This window comes from Liquorilactobacillus cacaonum DSM 21116 (assembly GCF_001436735.1).
Lineage (GTDB): Bacteria > Bacillota > Bacilli > Lactobacillales > Lactobacillaceae > Liquorilactobacillus > Liquorilactobacillus cacaonum.
This window is the reverse complement of the sequence record NZ_AYZE01000014.1, coordinates 535,037-556,323: the sequence shown is the minus strand read 5'-3', so window position 1 is coordinate 556,323 and position 21,287 is coordinate 535,037. Positions and strand designations below refer to the sequence as shown.

18 protein-coding genes are annotated in these 21,287 nt (G+C 32.3%); 14 read left to right on the top strand and 4 right to left on the bottom strand.

Annotated features, from left to right (window positions below; translation table 11 throughout):
• The first annotated feature begins 211 nt into the window (after nt 1-211).
• From FC80_RS06590 to FC80_RS06540, 11 genes are all read left to right on the top strand, one after another.
• The gene (locus FC80_RS06590) at nt 212-922 is read left to right on the top strand and encodes a sugar transferase (protein WP_057829329.1); all 711 of its coding nucleotides are present in this window, start codon (nt 212-214) and stop codon (nt 920-922) included.
• Between the two features lie 2 nt (nt 923-924).
• The gene (locus FC80_RS06585) at nt 925-2,076 is read left to right on the top strand and encodes a glycosyltransferase (RefSeq protein ID WP_057829328.1); all 1,152 of its coding nucleotides are present in this window, start codon (nt 925-927) and stop codon (nt 2,074-2,076) included.
• Nucleotides 2,077-2,105: 29 nt separating this feature from the next.
• Nucleotides 2,106-3,338, top strand: coding sequence for a glycosyltransferase family 4 protein (locus FC80_RS06580; RefSeq protein ID WP_057829327.1), 1,233 nt, complete (start codon nt 2,106-2,108; stop codon nt 3,336-3,338).
• Between the two features lie 9 nt (nt 3,339-3,347).
• The gene (locus FC80_RS06575; protein WP_057829326.1) at nt 3,348-4,496 is read left to right on the top strand and encodes a hypothetical protein; all 1,149 of its coding nucleotides are present in this window, start codon (nt 3,348-3,350) and stop codon (nt 4,494-4,496) included.
• Nucleotides 4,497-4,523: 27 nt separating this feature from the next.
• Nucleotides 4,524-5,498 (top strand): glycosyltransferase family 2 protein, encoded by a 975-nt coding sequence (locus FC80_RS06570; protein ID WP_083486935.1) that lies wholly within the window; start codon nt 4,524-4,526, stop codon nt 5,496-5,498.
• A 52-nt stretch (nt 5,499-5,550) separates the two neighbouring features.
• Nucleotides 5,551-6,669, top strand: a complete 1,119-nt coding sequence (locus FC80_RS06565) for a polysaccharide pyruvyl transferase family protein (protein ID WP_057829324.1) — start codon at nt 5,551-5,553, stop codon at nt 6,667-6,669.
• 14 nt (nt 6,670-6,683) lie between these two features.
• Nucleotides 6,684-8,078, top strand: a complete 1,395-nt coding sequence (locus FC80_RS06560; RefSeq protein WP_057829323.1) for a lipopolysaccharide biosynthesis protein — start codon at nt 6,684-6,686, stop codon at nt 8,076-8,078.
• A gap of 471 nt (nt 8,079-8,549) precedes the next feature.
• Nucleotides 8,550-9,488 (top strand): LCP family glycopolymer transferase, encoded by a 939-nt coding sequence (locus FC80_RS06555; RefSeq protein WP_057829322.1) that lies wholly within the window; start codon nt 8,550-8,552, stop codon nt 9,486-9,488.
• Nucleotides 9,489-9,512: 24 nt separating this feature from the next.
• Complete coding sequence (locus FC80_RS06550) at nt 9,513-10,280, top strand: YveK family protein (protein WP_057829321.1); 768 nt, start codon at nt 9,513-9,515, stop codon at nt 10,278-10,280.
• A gap of 11 nt (nt 10,281-10,291) precedes the next feature.
• Nucleotides 10,292-11,056 carry a CpsD/CapB family tyrosine-protein kinase gene (locus FC80_RS06545; RefSeq protein WP_057829320.1) on the top strand — a complete coding sequence of 255 codons (765 nt, stop codon included), beginning with the start codon at nt 10,292-10,294 and terminating at the stop codon, nt 11,054-11,056.
• Nucleotides 11,013-11,810 (top strand): tyrosine-protein phosphatase, encoded by a 798-nt coding sequence (locus FC80_RS06540; protein ID WP_235807245.1) that lies wholly within the window; start codon nt 11,013-11,015, stop codon nt 11,808-11,810. The genes FC80_RS06545 and FC80_RS06540 overlap by 44 nt, the downstream gene beginning before the upstream one ends.
• A gap of 80 nt (nt 11,811-11,890) precedes the next feature.
• On the opposite strand, the gene FC80_RS06535 is transcribed toward FC80_RS06540, so the two are convergent.
• Nucleotides 11,891-12,727, bottom strand: a complete 837-nt coding sequence (locus FC80_RS06535) for an aldo/keto reductase (protein WP_057829319.1) — start codon at nt 12,725-12,727, stop codon at nt 11,891-11,893.
• A gap of 16 nt (nt 12,728-12,743) precedes the next feature.
• On the bottom strand, nt 12,744-13,208 hold the full coding sequence (locus FC80_RS06530; RefSeq protein WP_057829318.1) for a MarR family winged helix-turn-helix transcriptional regulator: 465 nt from the start codon (nt 13,206-13,208) through the stop codon (nt 12,744-12,746).
• A gap of 212 nt (nt 13,209-13,420) precedes the next feature.
• Here FC80_RS06530 and FC80_RS06525 point away from each other — a divergent pair, with 212 nt between their 5' ends.
• Nucleotides 13,421-14,191, top strand: coding sequence for a sulfite exporter TauE/SafE family protein (locus FC80_RS06525; RefSeq protein WP_057829317.1), 771 nt, complete (start codon nt 13,421-13,423; stop codon nt 14,189-14,191).
• A gap of 221 nt (nt 14,192-14,412) precedes the next feature.
• Here the strand turns inward: FC80_RS06525 and FC80_RS06520 are convergent, their stop codons facing one another.
• Both FC80_RS06520 and FC80_RS06515 read right to left on the bottom strand, forming a co-directional pair.
• Nucleotides 14,413-14,634 (bottom strand): DUF2922 domain-containing protein, encoded by a 222-nt coding sequence (locus tag FC80_RS06520; RefSeq protein WP_057829316.1) that lies wholly within the window; start codon nt 14,632-14,634, stop codon nt 14,413-14,415.
• A 32-nt stretch (nt 14,635-14,666) separates the two neighbouring features.
• Entirely contained in the window at nt 14,667-14,867 is a 201-nt protein-coding gene (locus FC80_RS06515) for a DUF1659 domain-containing protein (RefSeq protein ID WP_057829315.1), read from the bottom strand.
• Between the two features lie 414 nt (nt 14,868-15,281).
• Between FC80_RS06515 and FC80_RS06510 the strand changes: the two genes are divergently transcribed.
• Nucleotides 15,282-16,691 carry an amino acid permease gene (locus FC80_RS06510; protein ID WP_057829314.1) on the top strand — a complete coding sequence of 470 codons (1,410 nt, stop codon included), beginning with the start codon at nt 15,282-15,284 and terminating at the stop codon, nt 16,689-16,691.
• A 584-nt stretch (nt 16,692-17,275) separates the two neighbouring features.
• Nucleotides 17,276-21,287 (top strand): SpaA isopeptide-forming pilin-related protein (locus tag FC80_RS06505; RefSeq protein ID WP_202813108.1); only part of this gene is annotated, 4,012 nt, incomplete at its 3' end.

Genomic DNA, 21,287 nt, shown 5'->3' with positions numbered 1-21,287 from the left:
AAAAAACAAAAAAATAAGGTAACAGTCTTTTTTTGTTTAAAATCCTAAAATTAGAAAATAATGAGCACTATAATACCCAAAAAAATAATATGCAAGTTAAATTATGTAAAAAAAGAAAATTTTTGGGTATTTATAAAAAATAATTTGCTTATTTATATTAATGTAAAACCGTGTATAATCAGAATTGAACTTATTAAATGGTAGTATGTATATGCTGCGATTATTTTTTAGTGGGGTGATTACTTTGGTTACAGGGAGAAAAAAAGAAATTGAAGTGAGCTATGATGCTATTAATAAGAATAGAATCACTAGTATGAACAAAAGGATTTTTGATATAGCGTGTTCTTTTTTTGGCCTTGTTGTTTTATCTCCAGTTTTTTTAGTTTTGGGTTTGACTATAAAATTCAAAGAACCAAGAGGTACAATTTTTTTCAAACAAAGAAGAGTAGGTGGAAATGGTAAAGTATTTTTTATTTATAAGTTTCGTTCAATGAAACTTAATGCAGATCAAATATTGCATGCTGATGAAAATCTTTACAAGAAATATGTGCAGAATGGATACAAACTAGGACCTAAAGAAGATCCAAGGGTTACAAAGCTTGGAGCAATATTAAGAGAAACAAGTTTAGATGAACTACCACAGTTATTCAATGTATTAATTGGTGACATGAGTCTTGTTGGACCTAGACCGATTGTTGAGGAAGAACTTGTAGAATACGAAAAAACAGGGACAAAAGAAGCCTTTTTAAAAATGAAGCCTGGAATAACTGGTGTATGGCAAATATCAGGCAGAAGTAATGTTGGGTATCCAGATAGAGTGTATTTGGAACTTAGCTATCTTGAAAAACGTAGTACAGTCTTTGATTTTAAGGTGATTATAAAAACTCTTTGGAAAGTTTTAGCTAGAGAGGGGGCATATTAATCTTGGAGATAAAAAAAATTAAAGTTGCTATGATTATGGGTAAAATGCATGGTAATGGGGTTGAAGCTGTTGTTTTAAATTATTTCAAATGCATAGATAAATCAAAATTTAAAATTGACTTTATTGTTGATGAAGATTCTACAGCTATACCTAAAGAAGATATAGAAAAAATGGGTGGGACTGTGCATGTTGTTGCTCCTTACCAGAATTTGATTAAATATGATTCGGATCTAAGAAGAATTTTCAAAAAAAATAATTATGATATTGTACATTCAAATGTTAATACCTTGAGTGTATTTCCGTTAAGAATTGCTAAACAATGCGGAGTGCCTGTAAGAATTGCACATAATCATAGTACTGCCGCACCAAATGAAATAAAGAAGACAATTGTAAAATCTGTACTCAAGCTATTTTCGACTAGGTATGCAACTCACTTTATGGCACCAACAAGATATGCTGGTAAGTGGCTGTTTGGTAATGAGGTTGAAAAAAATAACTTTATGGTTTTGAGAAATGCGATTGATGTTGAGAGATTTAAATTTTCAAAAAGCAAAAGAGAAGAAATACGAAATGATTTGAATATAAAGCAGGATGAATTTTTATTGGGATCAGTAGGGCGATTTGTTTGGCAGAAGAATCCGATGTTTACAGCTAAAGTATTTTTAGAATTTTTGAAAATTAATAAAAAGGCAAAATTGCTTTTCATTGGTAATGGTCCATTAAAAAAAGACGTAGTCGAGTTTTCAAAAAAGAATAATATTTTTGGAAGAATAATATTTTTAAAGAATACCAAGAGCATTGAAGATTATTATCAAGTGATGGATGCATTAATTTTTCCAACTCATTATGAAGGATTTGGGAATGTTGGGTTAGAAGCACAATGTAATGGAATGAAGGTATTTGCGTCAGAAAATGTTCCAGAAGAGGTAAATCTTACTGATTTGTTTGAACGCCTTGACTTAGAAGAGGAACCAAGGCTGTGGGCACAAAAAATTGCGGATTGTGATTATCAAACATTAAAAAGAGAGAAATATGCAGATAAAATAGGGAAATCTATGTATAATTTAGATAATTCCTCGAAAGAACTGGAAGTATTCTATGAGAATGCTTTGGGTATAGCAAGTAAAAAAAGTTCATCACTTGTATTACCCTAATTCTAAAATGATTTGGAGTGATAATTTTTATGAAGAAAGTCGCAATTGTGACTTCAGGATATCTACCCGTTCCAGCTACAAAAGGCGGTGGTGTTGAAGTCCTTGATGAGTATCTGATAAAAGAAAATGAGAAGAATAATTATGGTAATCTTACTGTGTTTACCTCGGATGACAAAGAAGCTAGAAAACAAGCTGAAAATTACCAAAATAGTGAGGTTATTTTTATTAAAACTCCAAAGTATATTGAGTTAAGTGATAGGTTTATTTTTAAAATAGCCAATGATGTTTTAAAAAAACCAAATTCTAATTCTTTTAGATATATACTGCAAAGATTATATTACATCAGTCAAGTCTCAAAAAAAATATCCGAGGTAAATTATGATAGTCTTATGTTGGAAAATCATGCAACATTATTTTCTGTTTTGAGAGGTCATGGGAATTACCAAAGATATTTGGGAAATTACTATTTTCATTTGCATAATGAGGTCAAAAGTTCGTATGGAAATGAAAAATATATTCAAAATGTCACAAGAGTTTTAGGAGTAAGTAATTATATTAATAGTACTCTGAAAAAAAAGTATCCAGATATGAGAGATGATCAATTTGGCGTTGTAAGGAATGCTGTTGATCATGAAAGATTTGCGCTTGATTTGTCTGAAGATGAAAAGAAAAAAATTAGAGATCAATTTGATATACCTCAGGATAATTTTATTTTTTTGTACACGGGCAGATTGAATGAAGAAAAAGGTATATTGGAAGCTGTTAAGGCATTTAAAGAAGCAAATTTAGAAAAGTCAACTTTTCTTGTTGTGGGAAGTGCATTTTTTGATACAGATATTAAAAGTACTTTTGAACTAAAACTTGGAGAAGTTATCAGATTAGCTGGTAATAGTATTAAGTTTACGGGATATATTCCCAATGAAAGATTGGGTAGGATATATGCAATTGCAGATGTATGTGTCGTTCCATCAATTTGGGAAGATCCAGCTCCATTAACGATAATTGAAGCGATAACAGCTGGAAAAGCAATTATAACAACAAATTCTGGAGGTATTCCAGAGTATGTAAATGATAGAAATGCAATAATTTTGCAGAAAAATGTGGGTTCACTCGTTCTATATTTAAAACAGTCATTTCTTTATTTATATAAAAATAAAGAAAAAGCAATACAAATGGGTACTGAAAGTGAAAAAATTTCACATCAATTAAAATTAGAAAAATTTGGAATTGAAATTTTAAAAATTTTGTCATTGAAAGAGTAGGAAAGACATATGTTTGCTTTTTACTATGCGGTACTTTTAGTTATTACATTTCCAATTATGATATATTCCAAGAATTTTTTTACTAGTTATGTAGTTATAGCTTTTCTATTTGCAGTTCTAGCTTTTTTTATGATTCCAAAACCAGGCATGTATGTTGATTCAGTCAGGTTTTTTAATACTATAGATCAGGTGAGTTTAATAAGGCAGACACAAGGAATTAACTCCTCTTTAAATTATCTTTTCAATTATGAAGGATATGACGCTATTCCACTAATGGGAGTAATTATATATGCAATATCTTTTATCAAGTTAAATGGAATGTTACTATTTTTTTCAGCATTTGTGGATGTTTTTTTTGGAATATATCTTGTTAATGAGATTAATAAGAATAGAGATAAGAAAAATTTAGTAAAAAATGTTTTTTATTTTTTATGTTTATTTGAATTTAATGCTGCTATTACAGGAGTTAGGAGTAATATTGTAGATTCTGTAGGAGTAACTATAGGTTTCTTGTTGCTACAGAAAAAAATCAAACTATCTAAGTCTATTTTTCTATTTTTTTTGTTAACACTAATTCATCCATTTTCAATAACCATCTTTTTAATCATTATGTACATTAAGGTGTTCGGGAAAAATAAATATTTTATGTGGCTATTTTATATTTTATTATTCTTCCAAGAACGTTTTCAACAAACATTATTTTCATCTCTAAGTATTTTTTCGAGTATACCTTTTTTTTCATCAATTTTGTTTAAGTCAAATCAGTATTTTGGGGACAACGCTAGTATTCTAGCATCTTCAGATTATTCTATCTATAGAAATATTATAAGGCTTTGCTTTTTTGCTATTCTTTTTGTACTAGTTGCTCTTCTAAGGAAAAAAATTAAAATTTCTGATAAACTTTTCATAAGTGTTTTTTGGCTATGCTTAGGATCATTTGGTGATCAAATATTTTTTGGGAGATGCGTTGTTCTATTATTTTATATAAGTTTGCCGTATATTAATGAATTGCAAAACTTAATAAAGTTAGTTACAAAGAAAAAGTACAAAAAATTAATTATCCTGTTGGTTACCTTGTGTATAGTGAGCTATTCATGTGTATCGCTTTTTGATAATATCAGAGCTGGAGTGAGATTTAATGACATTGGTCTCAATTAAATACTCATTTTTATTTTATAGTTAGGGGTGATTATAATTTTAAAAGAAAACTATAAACCGTTCATTTCAGTAATTGTTCCAGTCTATAATGTGTATCCTTATATAGAAAAATGTTTGAATACTTTACTAGAACAAACTGCTAGTTCGGAATTTTACGAAGTAATAACTATAAATGATGGATCTACGGATCAAAGCGAGTCTATAATAAAGAACTTTGAAGGTACGTTTTCTAATTTAAGAGTCTATAACAGAAAAAATGAGGGTGTTTCTGCAACTAGAAATTTTGGGATTTCAGTGAGTAGAGGAAAGTATATTACTTTTATTGATGCAGATGATTGGGTAGAAGCAGATTATATTGAAAAACTTATGCTAAGGTTAAAAAAAAGTAAAATAAAAATCCTATCGTTTGGATATTGTAAAGAAAAAAATAAAATAAAATCAAAAAAAAATAGCTACAGAAAAAATTTTTTTATTAATGAAGAATTTGATTCAGATTTATTTTATAAAATAAATAACATATGTTCATTGTATAATATCTGGAATAAAGCTTATGAAAAGAATTTCTTGGTAAAAAATAATATATATTTTGAAAAATTAGTTAACGGTGAGGATGCTGTATTCAATATGCTTGCATATCATAAATCAACTGGAAATTTCTTTTCAAAAGATTTACTATATCACTACACTATTAGGAGAAATGGTTCTGCATCTAGCAATTTAGATCAAAAGTACATTGAAGATGGTGATAAAGTTAATTATTTCATTGATGAGATTTTCAAGGATGATAAAACTTTTAAACTAAAATCGCATCAGTCTATAAATGTATTATTTACTCTTTTAAGAAATAGTAAAAATTTGAAATCTTATAAAACAAATACACAATATGCTTCTCTTATAAAAAAGGTTAGATATGCTGATTTAAAGAAAGTTTCTAGTTCTGTAAAGTTTTTATTAGTTAAATGCCCCTATATTTTTGCTCTATTGAGATTAAAAAAAAGTTAGAAATTCTACAAGTAAAATAGAAATTTCTAGAATAAAATAAGGAGGTTGGAATATGAAAATACTTCTAAAGGGATACTGGAATACTAATTTAGGAGATGATCTTTTTTTAAAAGTTATCTGTCAAAAATTTTCAGAGTACGATTTTTTTATTGTTGTTAGTGGTAAAGAAATGTACAAATCATCTATGGAAATTAATAATCTTCATGTAATAAGAACTTTTTCAAGAAAGTATGATGCTTTTTTCTACAAATTAAACATTCCCTTCTTTTGGGGTACTGTAAACTATAAGATTTTAAAATTGATTAATCATTTTGATGCTTTCTGTGAATTAGGTGGATCGATTTTTATGTTACCAAAGAAAAAAATGGGTATAGAGTACAGGATAAGAATGAAGATTTTACAAAAGTCTAAAAAATATTTTGTAATAGGGAGTAATTTTGGACCATTTTCAAGTGATTACCAGCTAAAATTATATGCAAATTTTTTTGGTAAAGTTGATAATACAATGTTTAGAGATGAATATTCATATAATATTTTTTCTGATTTAAGAATAAAAAATATTGGCTATGCACCAGATGTAGTTTTCAATTTAAATTATTTTAATAGCGAAGCTTCCAGTGAATCAAAGGAATATTGTTTAATCTCTGTAATTGATTTTAGAAAAAAACTAAGTAATAAAGAAGTAGTTGCAATAAATTATTTCAATTTATTAAAAAAAATAGTTCTAGAAAAAATAAATAATGATGAAAATGTTGTGCTAATGTCTTTTTGTGATGACGAGGGTGATGCTAAATTGGCTAATGAACTACGTCAATTTTTTAGAGGTCATACAAATTTCAAAAATATAATGATATATAGATATAATAATTCAATCGAAGAGTCATTAGGTCTTATAAAAAATGCAAAGAGTGTCATTGCAACGAGATATCATGCGATGATTTTAGGATGGTTATTTAGAAAAAAGATGTTTGTAGTAGCATACAGTAACAAGACACTTGATGTAATCAAGTATATTTTTCCAGGTCAAAAGTATATATCAATAGATGATCTTTATAAAAATAATATTTCAGTAGAATACAATACTATAGATGAAAGTCAATTGAATAAAACAATTATTGAGTCAAATAAGCAATTCTTTTACCTTGAAAAATCTTTAGAAAAGAACGATTGATGGAGAAAGAACAGATGAATAAGTATAAAAAACTTGTTAAAAACTCTTTTATTTTTGCATTGGGAAATTTTGGGAGTAAAGTCCTTCAATTTGCATTAGTTCCACTGTATTCGTACACTCTTTCAACTGCTCAATTTGGGCATGTTGATTTAGTTACTACAGTAATTTCATTGCTTCTTCCGTTGATTTGTTTTGATATATATGATGCAGTTTTTAGATTTTCGTTGGATTCAGACCGAAAAAAAGCAAAAGATGTATTTAAGACAGGTTTCATTTTTGTTATGTTAGTAACGGTTTCTATGCTTTTAATTCTTTTTATTTTCTTTACTCAAATTTCGAATTATTATATTGTGATAATTTTGCTTATAGTAACAATGTGGTACTCTTTGATTTCTAATTATGTAAGGGCAATAGGACTTGTTAAAATTTTTGTGATTGCTGGAATTATAGATACCTTTTCTGTTGCTATACTGAATATTTTCTTATTATTAATATTAAGAAAAGGAGTTAATGGTTACTTTTTATCTATAATAGGTGGATTCGTAATTTCTTTAATTTATTTGTTATTCAGTGGAAAATTGTTTCTTGAATACAAAGAAGGTACCTATTCTAACAAATATTTAAAAAATATGTTAGTTTACAGTATTCCATTAATACCTAATTCATTAACTTGGTGGTTAAATTCTTCCTCGGATAGGTACTTTATATTACTTTTTATAGGAGTTGGAGCAAATGGTCTTTATGCAATGGCAAGCAAAATACCAACTGTAGTAAATATGTTTGCAAATATTTTTTTTCAGTCCTGGCAAATGTCAGTTGTTGAGGAGTATGAAAAGAGTGGCAATAAGGAGTTTATAACTAACATTTTCAATTTATTTCTAACGATTCTGTTTCTTTGTTCGATAGGTATTCTTGCAATTATAAAACCTATATTTGGAAACTTTATTGATCCCACCTATTACCAGGCCTGGACCGTGATACCTTTTATATTGCTTTCAGTTATTTATTCAAGTATTGCTTCTTTCTTAGGCACTATTTACACAGCTTCAAAGAGAACATTTCCAGTTTTCGTAACAACATTAATTGGAGCGATTGTGAATATAATTGCAAGTATTATATTTATAAAAATTTTAGGGATAAATGGAGCAGCTCTGGCAAACATTATTTCTTTTTTTGTAGTATTGCTAATTCGGTATAGAGATATTTATAAAAGAGGAAAGATAGGTGTTAATTATTTTGAATTAATAGCAAATCATGTTGTTTTTTTAATACTTTCATGGTTGCTATTTATAATAAAAAATAATTTAATTTACTTTTTAATGTGTAGTGCTCTAATTTTAGTTATTCTTTTTGTTATGAAAGAAAAGTTATTCTTTTTTTTAAAATTATTAAGGAATAGAAAAAATTAATTTTTAGTTTATATATTTGGATAGCCACATGAGAAAATAAATTGATTTAAACTATTATTATTATTTTTTATGTCTATCATCTTTTTTTCCCACGAATAATTGATGTTATTAGAAAAAATACATTATTGTTTATGGTGATTCGTATTACGATAAAGAGAATTATTATTGCAATCGTAAGTATTATAGTGTTAGTTATCAATAAAGTTAAGTTAATAAAAAGAATTTTGTTAGGAATAAAAGTTAAAAAAGCACTCTAATTGGACTGGATTAGCCCAAATGCTGTAAGCCTGTAGAAAAGTTGGTTTTATTACTAAAATACGTTTCATATATTACCCTTAAAACAGTAAAACTTTAAAATATTATACTGATAAATTTAAATAAAATAGATGAAATTTATAGCTTGAAGTGATACAATTATATCGGATAACACTTTAATTATTCTACTTATATGTATAATGGGGGAAATTGTCAATGAGTGAACAAAAGAAGCACAAGAGTTCTAAGAGTATTAAGAAAAGGAAGAAGATTATTTGGAGCATTGTTGTCGCTATAGTAGTGATTGCCGTAGTTGGGGCTGCGGTTGGATATAAAGTCTATAACGACACTAAAAGTGCTGCAAATGCTACATATAAAAAGGTTAAGAGTGATAGTGCAGGAAAAACAACAAAGGATAAGAGCAAGATTGCTGAAAATAAAGCTTTTTCAATTCTTTTAGTTGGTACAGATGCAAAAAGTGGTCTTTCAACTAGTGCTAATGCTGATGCAATTTTGGTTGTTACAGTTAACCCAAGTACAGGTAAAACAACATTTGCTAGTTTGCCACGCTATGCTAAGGTCAAGATTTCAGGGCAAAATACTGAGGGTCAATTGACTACAGCATATAATGCCGGTGGAATGTCAACTATGATTTCAACGGTTAAGAGCTACCTTGATACACCGATTGATTATTACATGGAAGTCAATGTTCGCGGACTTCAGGAATTAACATCATTATTTGGTTCTGTTAAAGTTGATAATGATCAGAAGTTCTCTAACATGGGTTACACATTCGCTCAAGGAACAGTCTCATTAGATAAGTCTTCGGTTCTTGCTTTTGCGAAGAACTCTGAAAGTGTTGATGATAGTCAAAAGCATCAACGAGAAGTTCTTGCAGGATTACTTAAAGAAATTGCTTCTGTCAAAGGTGCAAGTCGCTATCAAGATATCTTATCAGCATTATCTAGCAACATGAAGACTGATGTTACTTTCGATGAGATGAAGTTACTTGCTAAGAATTATGGCAGCGATAGTAACGTGCAACAGCTCCAGCTAGAAAGTACACAAAAAGAAGTTAGTGGTACACAATATGATGTTGTATCACAGAGTAATCTTGATACATTTACTACTGCACTAAAGGATAGTCTAAAATAATTGGCATAGGAGTTAGTTAACCAGATGAATGAGAATATAAATGATGAGACAGTAATTGACTTAGGAAGACTCTTCCAGTTGTTAAAAAAAGGTTTGGTTGGAATTATCTTATGGGGGATTTTTGGAGCAATTATTGCTTCACTTGTATCATTCGTTTTTATGACACCAAAATACAGTGCAACAACTGATATCTTGGTTAATCAAAAGGTTGACAATGTTACTGCACAATACAATGTGCAACAAGCTGATTTACAAGTTATTAATACTTATAAAGATGTATTAACAAAGCCGGTAATTCTTGCTCCAGTATTGAAGTTGGTTCGTCAAACAGATAACTATCAAGGATCAATTGGTTCTCTTGAAAGTGCTGTTTCTGTAAGTAATACGACAAATTCACAAGTTGTCAGTGTAACGGTTACTGACAAAAATGCATATACCGCTTCTGATATTGCTAACGCAATCGCTCAGGTTTTCAGTAAAAAGATCAAAAAAATGATGAAGATTAATAATGTTACAATCGTTACAGAAGCTACTCCGGATACTACACCAGTATCACCTAATAAGAAGTTGAATCTCTTAATTGGAATTGTAGTCGGGGTTTTAATAGGAGTTGCGATAATTGTTCTTCGCGATTTAATGGATACTACAGTTCGTGATGATAAGTTCTTAAGAGATGAACTTGGTTTAAGTAACCTTGGGACTATTAGTCACATGGGATCTAAAAAATATCGTAAATTTGTGAGTGTCAAAGTTGCCCAAGACTCAGTTGGCAAGATTGAAAGACGCGTATAGGAGGATGAAGCATGTTTAATTTTAAGAGTAAGAAAAAAAGAGAATTAGCGATGGATTCTTCTATTAATGGTGTTGAGATGGTTGCTGTTGCCAATCCCAAGTCAATTGTCTCCGAGCAATTTAAGACGATAAGAACGAACATTCAATTTTCCAATGCTGATGTCACAATCAAGAGTATTCTTGTAACATCTAGTATGGCAACCGAAGGCAAGTCAACTGTTGCCGCTAACATGGCTGCGACTTTTGCTGCACAAGGACTTAGGACTTTATTGGTTGATGCAGATATGCGTCGCCCAACGATTAATGCTACTTTTAGTATTGATAATCCACGAGGTTTGACTAACTTTCTAACCGACCGGAGCTTTGATATTAATCAAGCAATTTACGAGACTTCTGCCGCTAACTTGTTAGTTATGCCAAGTGGGCCTGTGCCACCTAATCCAGCAGAATTATTGAACTCTAAGAGAATGGATTCACTTATCAAGGCTTTATCTGAGAGCTTTGATATGGTTGTCTATGACGCACCACCAGTTCTTTCTGTGACAGATTCACAGATACTTGCTGCAAAAGTGGATGGAACAGTGATTGTTGTTCGCCAGAATATGGCAGAAAAAGAAGCTGTGCGAAGTACAGTTCTGGCCTTAAGACACGTTAATGCCAATATTATTGGTTCTGTAATGAATGATATAACTTTTGATGGTTCAGGATATTACAAATATGGATATTATGGGTATGAATACTATGGAAAGTCTAACAAAAAGTCAAAAAATAGTTGATCTTCACTGTCATATTTTGCCAGGAATAGATGATGGTTCTCCTGATTTGGAACACTCATTATCTCTTGCAAGAGCTGCAGTTGACGAGGGAATAACCCATATTTTAGCAACACCTCATCATCTTGATGGGGTGTTTGTTAATCATGCAGATGATGTGGTTAAGGCAACTGCGGCATTTCAAAAGCAGTTAAAAAAGAATAATCTGCCACTACAAGTCTTTCCAGGTCAAGAAATTCATCTAAGTGGAGAACTTCCAGAATTATATGCTGATTTATTGGGAACCGATGAACGAAAAGGCTTCTTAATGATAGAGCTTCCCTGTGACAGTGTTCCAATGTATACCAAGCGCTTGTTCTTTGAATTACGTAAGCTCGGGACAACACCTGTAATTGTACATCCCGAAAGAAATGCAGCAATTCAAAAAGAGCCCAACATTTTATATGACTTTATCGCTAATGGCTTTTATGCACAATTAACTGCTAGTAGTTTAGTTGGACTCTTTGGAGAAAAGATTGAGAAAATCTCACGCGACTTTATTGAACACGGACTTGTGCAGATTGTAGCATCTGATGCACATGACTTAGAAAAACGACAATTTGTCTTACGTGAAGCTTTGGTGTTAATTCGTGATAGCTATGGTTCAGCAGCCTTAGAGAGGTTCGAACAAAGTGCAGAGAATCTATTAAATGGTACTGGGCCACTTTTAAGTGAGATATCAGAGATTAGGCCAAAAAAACGTTTCTTCTTTTTTTAAGAGTAATAATTAATTAGGGCCGATTTGGCCTTTTTTTGATGAGGTAAAATCAGGCAATCCATACTGTGGAGATTCTTCTTTTATAATTCCTCATGTGTTCGTGGATCTTGATTTGTTACACGTCCATCTGCTATATCTAGGCTTTCAATTTGTTTAATTTCGTCTCTTGTTAATTCAAAGTCAAAGATATCTAAGTTGCTTAGTTGTCTTTGCGGATTTTGTGATAGAGGTAAGGGGAGGACTCCCAACTGTGTTTCCCAGCGTAGGACAATTTGACCAGCATTTTTATTATATTTTTTTGCTAATTGCTGTATTAAAGGTAATTCAAGAATATTATGTCCATGACCGCCAAGTGGACTCCATGCTTCTGTCAAGATACCATGTTCTTCATGATAAGCGCGCTGACTTGGCTGACTAAAAAGTGGATGTAATTCAATTTGATTTACAACAGGCAATATACCTATTTCCTTTTCCAACTGGTCAAGGTGTTCTGGCAAAAAGTTCGAAACACCGATTGAACGAACTAACCCGAATTTTTGAGCATCGATCAATGCTTGCCATGCTTCGAGATATTCACCTTGCTTAGGATTAGGCCAATGGATGAGGTATAAATCAAAATAATCTAAGTCGGCTCGGTAAAGTGACTCTTGAATCGCCTGAATCGCTAAGTCATGTTTATGATAACGACCGGGTAGCTTAGAAGAAATCAAAAGGTCTTCACGAGCGATTTTAGCCTTTTTAATTGCCTGTCCTACAGTACCTTCATTTTCATAATTATATGCAGTATCTATTAACCGATAGCCTTTTGTTATCGCAGAAGAGATTGCTGCAACTGCTTTTGTTCCACGAAAACCGGATGTGCCAAAACCTATTTTTGGGAGGGATAATCCGTCTTTTAGTGTATAAAATTCTGTCATAATAATGCACTCCTTTTTAATCATAATTGGTAGAGGACTCTACTTTTAATAGCTGTGTCATGAACTTTTCTATAGTAGTTATTTCTTCTAGGCTGAACTCATTGATACATGCCTGAATTTTTTCGTCTTTTAATTTAACCAATGCCAAGTGAGCTTTTGCAATATTAATACCACTCATAGTCAATGTATGATATTTAACACGCTTATCCGCTTGATCATATTTTACTTCAATGAATCCTTTCTTTCTTAAAAATGTTAGTTGCTTTGACAGCGTGCCACGGAGAATATCTAGATTCGCAGCAATCGCAGATGACATACAGTAATCATTTTTTTTTATATACGAGATAATATTGAGCTGTAAAGTGTTTAGCCCTTTAGCAGCCGGCTCTTTCCTAATAATCCAGTCTTTTTCAGCATCTGTTTCATTGTCTAGTATCAGCAAGTGACGATAGGTATAAATAATATTTTGTGCTTTATCCATAAAGACCACCTTTACATTTATCCAAAATGGTGCTAAAGTCATGATAGTTTCCATGGAAACTAATTTTCTAAATTATATTAGTTTTATTAGTGAATATCAAGGCATGAGCATTAAGTAATCGAATTGTATTTAAGGAATGTTAGTTTGTTATGGGGAGATAGTACTTGTAAATCTTATTTACACCATTATTGAGAGAGAAGGCGTTTTGTAGTATGCTTTGGGTCATTTTATTTTTAATTATAGCGGGTTTTTTAGCAGGATTAATGCAATCTGTTGCTGGACTTGCTTCATTAGTGTCATATCCTGCGTTATTAATAGTTGGAGTTCCTCCGGTAATCGCGAATGTGACTAATACGACAGCACTTATTTTTTCAGGTTTTGGATCATTAGTTTCATCTTCTAAGGAACTAAGAGGGCATTGGAAGAAATTATCCTTATTCATTGTGCTATCTTTGATTGGTAGTATTGGAGGGAGCTGCCTGTTATTATTGTTGCCTTCATCTTCTTTTGAGAAGGTTGTGCCATTTTTTATTTTTGCAGCAGGTATCTTATTGCTGATGTCTAGCCGTAAAAAGAAAATTGTTGGTAATGACATTGGTAAGAGTGGTAACGAAGTGAGCTCACTACAATGGATTGTCAGTTCAATATGTATTATTTTTGTTGGTGGTTACACAGGTTATTTTGGGGCTGCTGGCGGAGTTTTATTTTTGGCTATTTTATCCGCAATTACTGATGATGAATTTCATATTGTAAATGCGATGAAGAATGTGATTGGTTTTGCAAGTAATTTAATTGCGACTTTTATTTTTATTTTTAAGTCACATATTGCTTGGCATTATGTAATCCCGATGGGAATTGGTTTGTTGGTTGGCGGTTATGTAGGTCCGATTATTGTAAGACACGTTAATATCCATGTACTGCGAATTTTGATTTCATTTGCGGCATTTGGGTTGGCAATATATTTGATGATTAAGGCGTTTTAAGAACCAGAGTGTGAGGCCAACCGGGAAAAGCCGAGTATAACGAGAAATAACACATAGCGAGATTTGCGCAAGGGGGTTATTTGAGTTAGACGGAAGCTTTTGGTTGGGTGAACACGTTTAGACAGAGTGTGAAGCACATCAAGAAACCTCAATGCAAAAAAAGAGAAGCTGATAAAATTCAGCCTCTCTTTTTTGCTAACTCTTATATGTCAATCTAGGTGTTATTCGAAAATTGGTGTTTCTGCTGTTTCTACATATTTTGCTGAAATTGGATTTGAATAGATCTGTTCACCTGTTTTATTAATAAAAATCCCTAATTCTGCTAAGTCAGCCATTGCTTTTTGAATCACGTCTTTATCAAGATTGTCGTTTACATAGTTAAGTCTGAAGTGGCTCTTTGTCTTACCAGATTGACTGCCAAAAACCATGTCTAATTGTTTCATTTAAATTCCCCCTAAAAGTTTTATTAATTTTATTAAGCTGTGACTGCTTCAACGGTGGTTAATTTTGTTTCTGAGACTTCATCAGCCAACAAAGTATTCAAGATAGCGATGAATGCTGTGATATTTTCTTCAGTCAGGCCTTCCTTAAGGTTATTGAAGGAATGTTTGATTTCAGAACCATCTGCACTGACACCTGTTGTTGCGATATTTGTTTTAACCCATGCTTTACTCATGTAAAACACCTCCATTTTATTTTTGTAAGTGCTGCAGCTGCTTACACTTATACAAACGAAGAAAGAGCATCAAGTGTCAACTTAAATTTTAATTTTTCGGTAATTTTGAGGTTTTTTATATCAAACACTGTTAGAAAGGCACTTTTTGATGTTGAATGAAATTCACTTTAAAGCCTCTTAAGTGAAGTGGCTTATGATGAACAATTCAAGTTAATTTTTTTGAAAAAAAAGATGAGTTACGCTTACATTTGATAAATAGATGTAAAGACAGCTTATTACTTACGAAAACAATGGAAAAATAAGTATTATACGTTGATATGTAATAAAAGAGAACAGTAATTGAACTGAAAAAATTGACATTCTAAGAATTTGATTATAAAATCGTTAGTACATCAAATGAAAGGTGATGTTTATATGAGTAGTATCTTTCGAAAGAAAAGTGTCGCTGAACTTACGAGCGGAGCAACTCCACTCAAACGTACATTGCGCACTATGGATCTTACTTTCTTAGGAATTGGTGCCATTATTGGTACTGGGATTTTTGTTTTAACAGGTAAGGGTGCTTTAACAGCCGGGCCTGCGTTATCGCTATCATTTTTAATTGCTGCTATCTGTTGTGGATTCGCCGGGTTATGTTATGCCGAATTTGCTTCAATTGCTCCTGTTGCAGGATCAGCCTATACATATTCTTATGTAGCATTCGGTGAGGTTATTGCCTTTATTATTGGTTGGGATTTGATTTTGGAATATGCCTTAGGCGCTGCAACAGTTTCAGTTGGGTGGTCAGGTTACTTCGTTAATCTGCTTGACAATATTGGAATTCATATTCCAACTGTCTTAACAGCTGCTGCAGGGACTACTCCAGGTGTCACAACAGTGTTTAATCTACCTGCCTTCTTAATAGTTATCGTGATTACTTGGATTATCTCAATTGGGATTAATTCAACAAAACGTGTTAACGACACAATGGTTATTTTGAAGCTTGCTGTTATTGTGTTATTCATTGTATGTACAGTTTGGTATATCAAGCCTCATAACTGGGTACCATTCTCACCATATGGTTGGTTCTCTACACATGCTGGAGCTAAAGCTGGAATTATCCCAGCGGCATCGATTGTATTCTTTGCTTTCATTGGTTTTGATTCAGTTGCTTCAAGTGCTGAGGAAACAATTAATCCAAGTAAAACATTACCACGTGGTATCTTGATTTCACTTTTGATTTCAACGGTGCTCTACATTATTATGACACTTATTATGACAGGTGTTGTTAAGTATACAATCTTCACAAAATACCTCAATGCACCAATCTTAGCAGTACTTGCATCAACTGGTCAGACATGGTTGTCAATCATTGTAAGTATCGGTGCTATCCTAGGTATGACAACAGTTATCTTGGTTCAACTCTATGGCCAATCAAGAATAACTTATTCAATGTCTCGTGATGGCTTATTCCCTAAGTTCTTTGGTGAAGTTCATGAGAAATACCAAACACCGTTCAAGGGTACATGGTTCTTCGGTATTATTACTGCGGTTGCTGGTGGTTTTATCAATTTGAACATCTTATCAGAACTTGTTAATATTGGTACATTGACAGCCTTTATTCTTGTATCCGCAGGTGTTCTTTGGATGCGGAAGAGTCAACCAGATCTTCATCGTGGTTTCCGAGCACCTGGTGTTCCTGTAACTCCAATTATTGCTATTATTTTCTGTTTAGTTTTAATTGCCGGACTTAATTGGGAGACTTGGATACGATTTATCGTATGGTTTGCAATTGGGATGGTACTTTACTTTACCTATGGTCGCAAACATTCATTAATGAATTAATAAGTTATATCTAAAACAAAAATCATGGAACGTTAACATAATTTACAAAATAAATTGGAGCTGGGTCAAACACGAACGTTGACCCAGCTCTTTTTTTGCACTTCATCAAAACTATGAAAACATCGGAGTTCTAATTACTTTGTAATTGGAGCTCTTTTTTTTAGGAAATCAAAAGTTTGAAATTCTATTTTTTAACAATATATTACCCTAAATTGTCGTTTTTATTTTTTTAATGAGAAAGTTGGAATTAGAAAAAAACAGAATAAAAAATATATTAATTTTTTCAAAACTACAAAATTTTTAATGTGAACTTATTTTAAATAGATGCTAAAAATTCGTTGTATACGTATAAATAAATTTACAATAAAAAACTATAAGTCAAAGCATATTTTTAATGAAAATTAAAAAAATGAAATTATTTTTTTGAAAACTAAAAGTAAAACGCTGTTTAAAAGGGTTATTTAATTAAAATAAAAAAATAAATTTGTAAAATTTATTACAGAAACCGTTTTGATTATTTTGGGTTTCGATGTATAATTGAAAATGGTTTTATTGATTTAAAAAATTTAGATGGGGGAGTAAAGATGAATTTTAGGTTCTTTAAAAGACTCTACTCGAGTCTTTTGATTTTTTTATTGACTTTACAGATCTTTTTACCAGTAATAGAGGCAGAAACAATTGATAGTGTAAATTCAACCGATGACAGCGGGATAAATTTAGTAAGTGCAAGTTATAATGATCAGAAAAAAGCAGTTCAACTTAGCTTGAAGGTCATGAATAGTGCAAATACTAATTTTGATTCAAATATTACTATTTCTACAAACAATAATAGTGATTTTGCTGTTTTGGATTCGCAAAAGTTAGTTTCTACATCTGGTAAGGTAATTGGAAACTTTAAAATTGAAAGCAATAAGATTAGATTACAAATTAATCCTGAAGTCACTTCAGAAAATGCAATCATTGATGTTCCAATTTCTGAAAGCCAAAATATTAACATGATGTCTTTTGCTTGGCAAAGTCAAACTGTTAAGGCAGAAATTGCTTCACAAAATAGTGGTCAAAGCACTAGTTCAAGTTCAAGTATGAATTCAAATACAAGTACAAGTAATACAACAGTTTCGAATATTAAGGAACGTTCAGCTGCTGTGTCTACAGACGAAACAGGGAATGATATTAGTCAATATTTGCCAGAAAGTTCAAAAGGTACAATTATTGATAGCGCGAAGATATCATTTACAGATCAAAGTGGTAATAATGTTGCTACAACAGACGTTAATGCTGCAACCAATATAAATTTTTCTTTTGATTGGTCAGTTCCAAATGAATTAAAAGATGGATATTCATTGAAAGGCGGGGACTACTTCGAGTTTAAGTTACCAAGCAATGTTACATATACGGCGCATTCGGGTTCACTAGGGGACTATGGTAGTTTCACAGTTTCAAGTGATGGGACAGTTCGACTGACTTTTAATGACAATGTTAATGATGAATCAGATGTAGGTGGAACTTTTAACTACAATGGAAATAAAATTAACGTTGATAATCCAGGGGAGACAACAATTGATGTTCCAACCACAGATGGTAGTGTTAGCGTTCCTGTAACTGTTAATACAACAGGTGGGCAAGCAATTTCTAAGAGTGGGACACTTGATAAGCAGACTGATTCTGATGCTGTTACATGGCAAGTTGATGTTAATACAAGTCGAGATGAACTGAAAAGTGCTCAAGTCAAGGAGAACATGCCGGATTCTGTTTCGCTTGATTCGACAGATGTTTATCTTTTGAATGTTGGTCTTGATGGTAATCCAACTGGAGAAGGCCAAAAATTAGTTGAAGGAACAGATTATGAATTGGATTCGACAACCGGAGATATTCAATTTATTGGCAAATATGCTGATACAACACAGTCTTTCAGAATTATTTATCACACCACGATTAAAGAAAGTAGTAAACCAACTAATGGTGGAAACTTAAATATTACAAACAGTGCAGATTTGATTAACGGAGACAAGACTTCGAATGCCAAAGCGACAGTGGACCCTTCATACAATTCAGGTATAAAAAAATCTGGATACCAAAGTGGTCCTGGCAAAGCAAGTTGGACAATTGATTATAATCTCAGCAATGAAACTTTAAGCGCATCACAAGCCACTATCACAGATACATTAGATTCTAATTCTGAATATGATCAAGATTCAGTAAAAGTTGTTGATGCTAATTATCAGACTTTGACCGAAGGAAAAGATTACACACTTTCATTTGATAGTAACAGTAATCAGATGAAAATTGAGTTTCCAAATGGTTTAAGTACAGGTGTTCATGTGACGTATGATACCAAGTATCAGGGGATAATTCCTGACAATAACAATCAACCTGGATCAGTTGATGTCACAAATAATGCCAGTGGTAATGGCGATAATACTTCTGCTTCAACCACAATTAATGCAAAAGGCGTAGATAAGTCTTACAGCGATGTTGATTATACAAATAAAAAATTGAAATGGACGATTGAGTTCAATCAGGATCAACAGTATTTAAAGGATGCAACAATTACGGATACCCTTGGAAAAGGGTTAACATTACTTGATGGAGATGATAATTTTCAAGTAATTGATGAAAATACAAATCAAGTATTGCCTGCCGATTATTATACAATGACGTCTACTTCAGCAGATGGAAGTAATCCAGGACAATTTGAAGTTACTCTAAATGATAAGTTACCAGAATCTCAGCGAAGTGATACTTATAAGATTGTCTACTGGACTAGTTTTGATTATAGCCAAATGAGTAATAGTAATTTTGACAATAGTGTCAATTACACTTGGACTGATAATAATGGTGACAAGCACCAATCAAGTAAAGATACACCATTTTATCCAACACAAAACGTGATTAATGATGGAACAAAATCCGGATATTATAACGCAACCAACAAAAATATTTACTGGACTGTTGGGGTTAATTACCGTGGAAACAATTTAAAAGATGCGATAATATCTGACATGATTCAAGCTGGTCAGAATTACGTGAGTGGTTCGGCAGAGCTATATGAAGTTACTGGCATTGATGGAAATGGGAATGCTCAGACATCGAGCGAACCGGTTATGGATCAAGATATTGTTTATGAAAATGGATTGTTAACTGCTAAGTTACCAACAGGTAATAAAACATATGTTTTGAAGTATCAAACAAGTCTTGCTGGTACAATGATTCAAAAGAGCTATGATAATACGGCAACTTTTACAAATGATGGACAAACAGAAGATTATCAAGCTACTGTCTCGGTTAATGAGGGTGGAGATGAACTGGAAAAATCAGGTTCACAGAGTACAACTGATTCTTCATACGTTAATTGGACTTTGACTTTAAACGCTGCACAATCAACAATTGCGAATGCATCAATAACAGATACGCCATCAGCAAATTCTTCTGTTGATATATCAACAATAAAGATTCAAAAAGCAGCAGTAAATCAAGACGGCTGGATTTGGCAAGACACAAGTCAACCATATCTACAAGAAGGTACTGATTACAAAGTTTCACAAAATGATGATGGTTCATTTACGATAACATTTTTAAAAACAATTGATGCAGCTTACTATGTTACTTATGATTCACTGATTGACAGTGATAAAGCCACAGATGAGGTAACAAATACAGCTTCATTGAGTGGAAATGGGCAGGAATCAATTTCTGGTGATGTATCTTCAAGCACTTGGGTGACGAATTCAAGTGGGAGTTCTCACGCTTCTAATTATGAGATCAAACTTTTGAAAGTTGACGATACTACAGGCTCTGCTCTTTCAGGAGCTGAATTTACACTTACAAAGAAGAACTCATCTTCATTTAATGAAAATGGAACAACAAATGAAAATGGGGAACTAGACTTTAGTAACTTAAAAGCTGGGACATATTATGTTGAAGAAACAAAGGCACCTGCAGGGTATGTTGAATCAGACAAAATAACTCAGATTACACTTGATAAAGAACATTCTCAAGATGGAATTTTAACAGAAAAGATAACAAATACAGAAAAGACAGGATCAGTAGTCTTAACAAAGACAGATGCAGATACAGGCAAGGCATTAAGCCAAGCAGTCTTTAGTCTATTTGATAAAGCAGGAAACAAGATCAAAGATAATGTAACAACAGGAACAGACGGAAAGGTAACCGTTGACGGATTAAAACCAGGAGAATACTACTTCAAAGAAACAGCAGCACCCGCAGGGTACGAATATGATGCAGATAAAGAGTATAACTTCACGGTAGATTTACAAACAACCGCAAAGGTTGCGACAGTCAGTGTTACGGATACAGAAAAGACAGGATCAGTAGTCTTAACAAAGATAGATGCAGATACAGGCACAGGATTAGGTCAAGCAGTCTTTAGCCTATTTGATAAAGCAGGAAACAAGATCAAAGATAATGTAACAACAGGAACAGATGGAAAAGTAACCGTTGACGGATTAAAACCAGGAGAATACTACTTCAAAGAAACAGCAGCACCCGCAGGATACGAATATGATGCAGACAAAGAGTATAGCTTCACGGTAGATTTACAAACAACCGCAAAGGTTGCGACAGTCGGTGTTACGG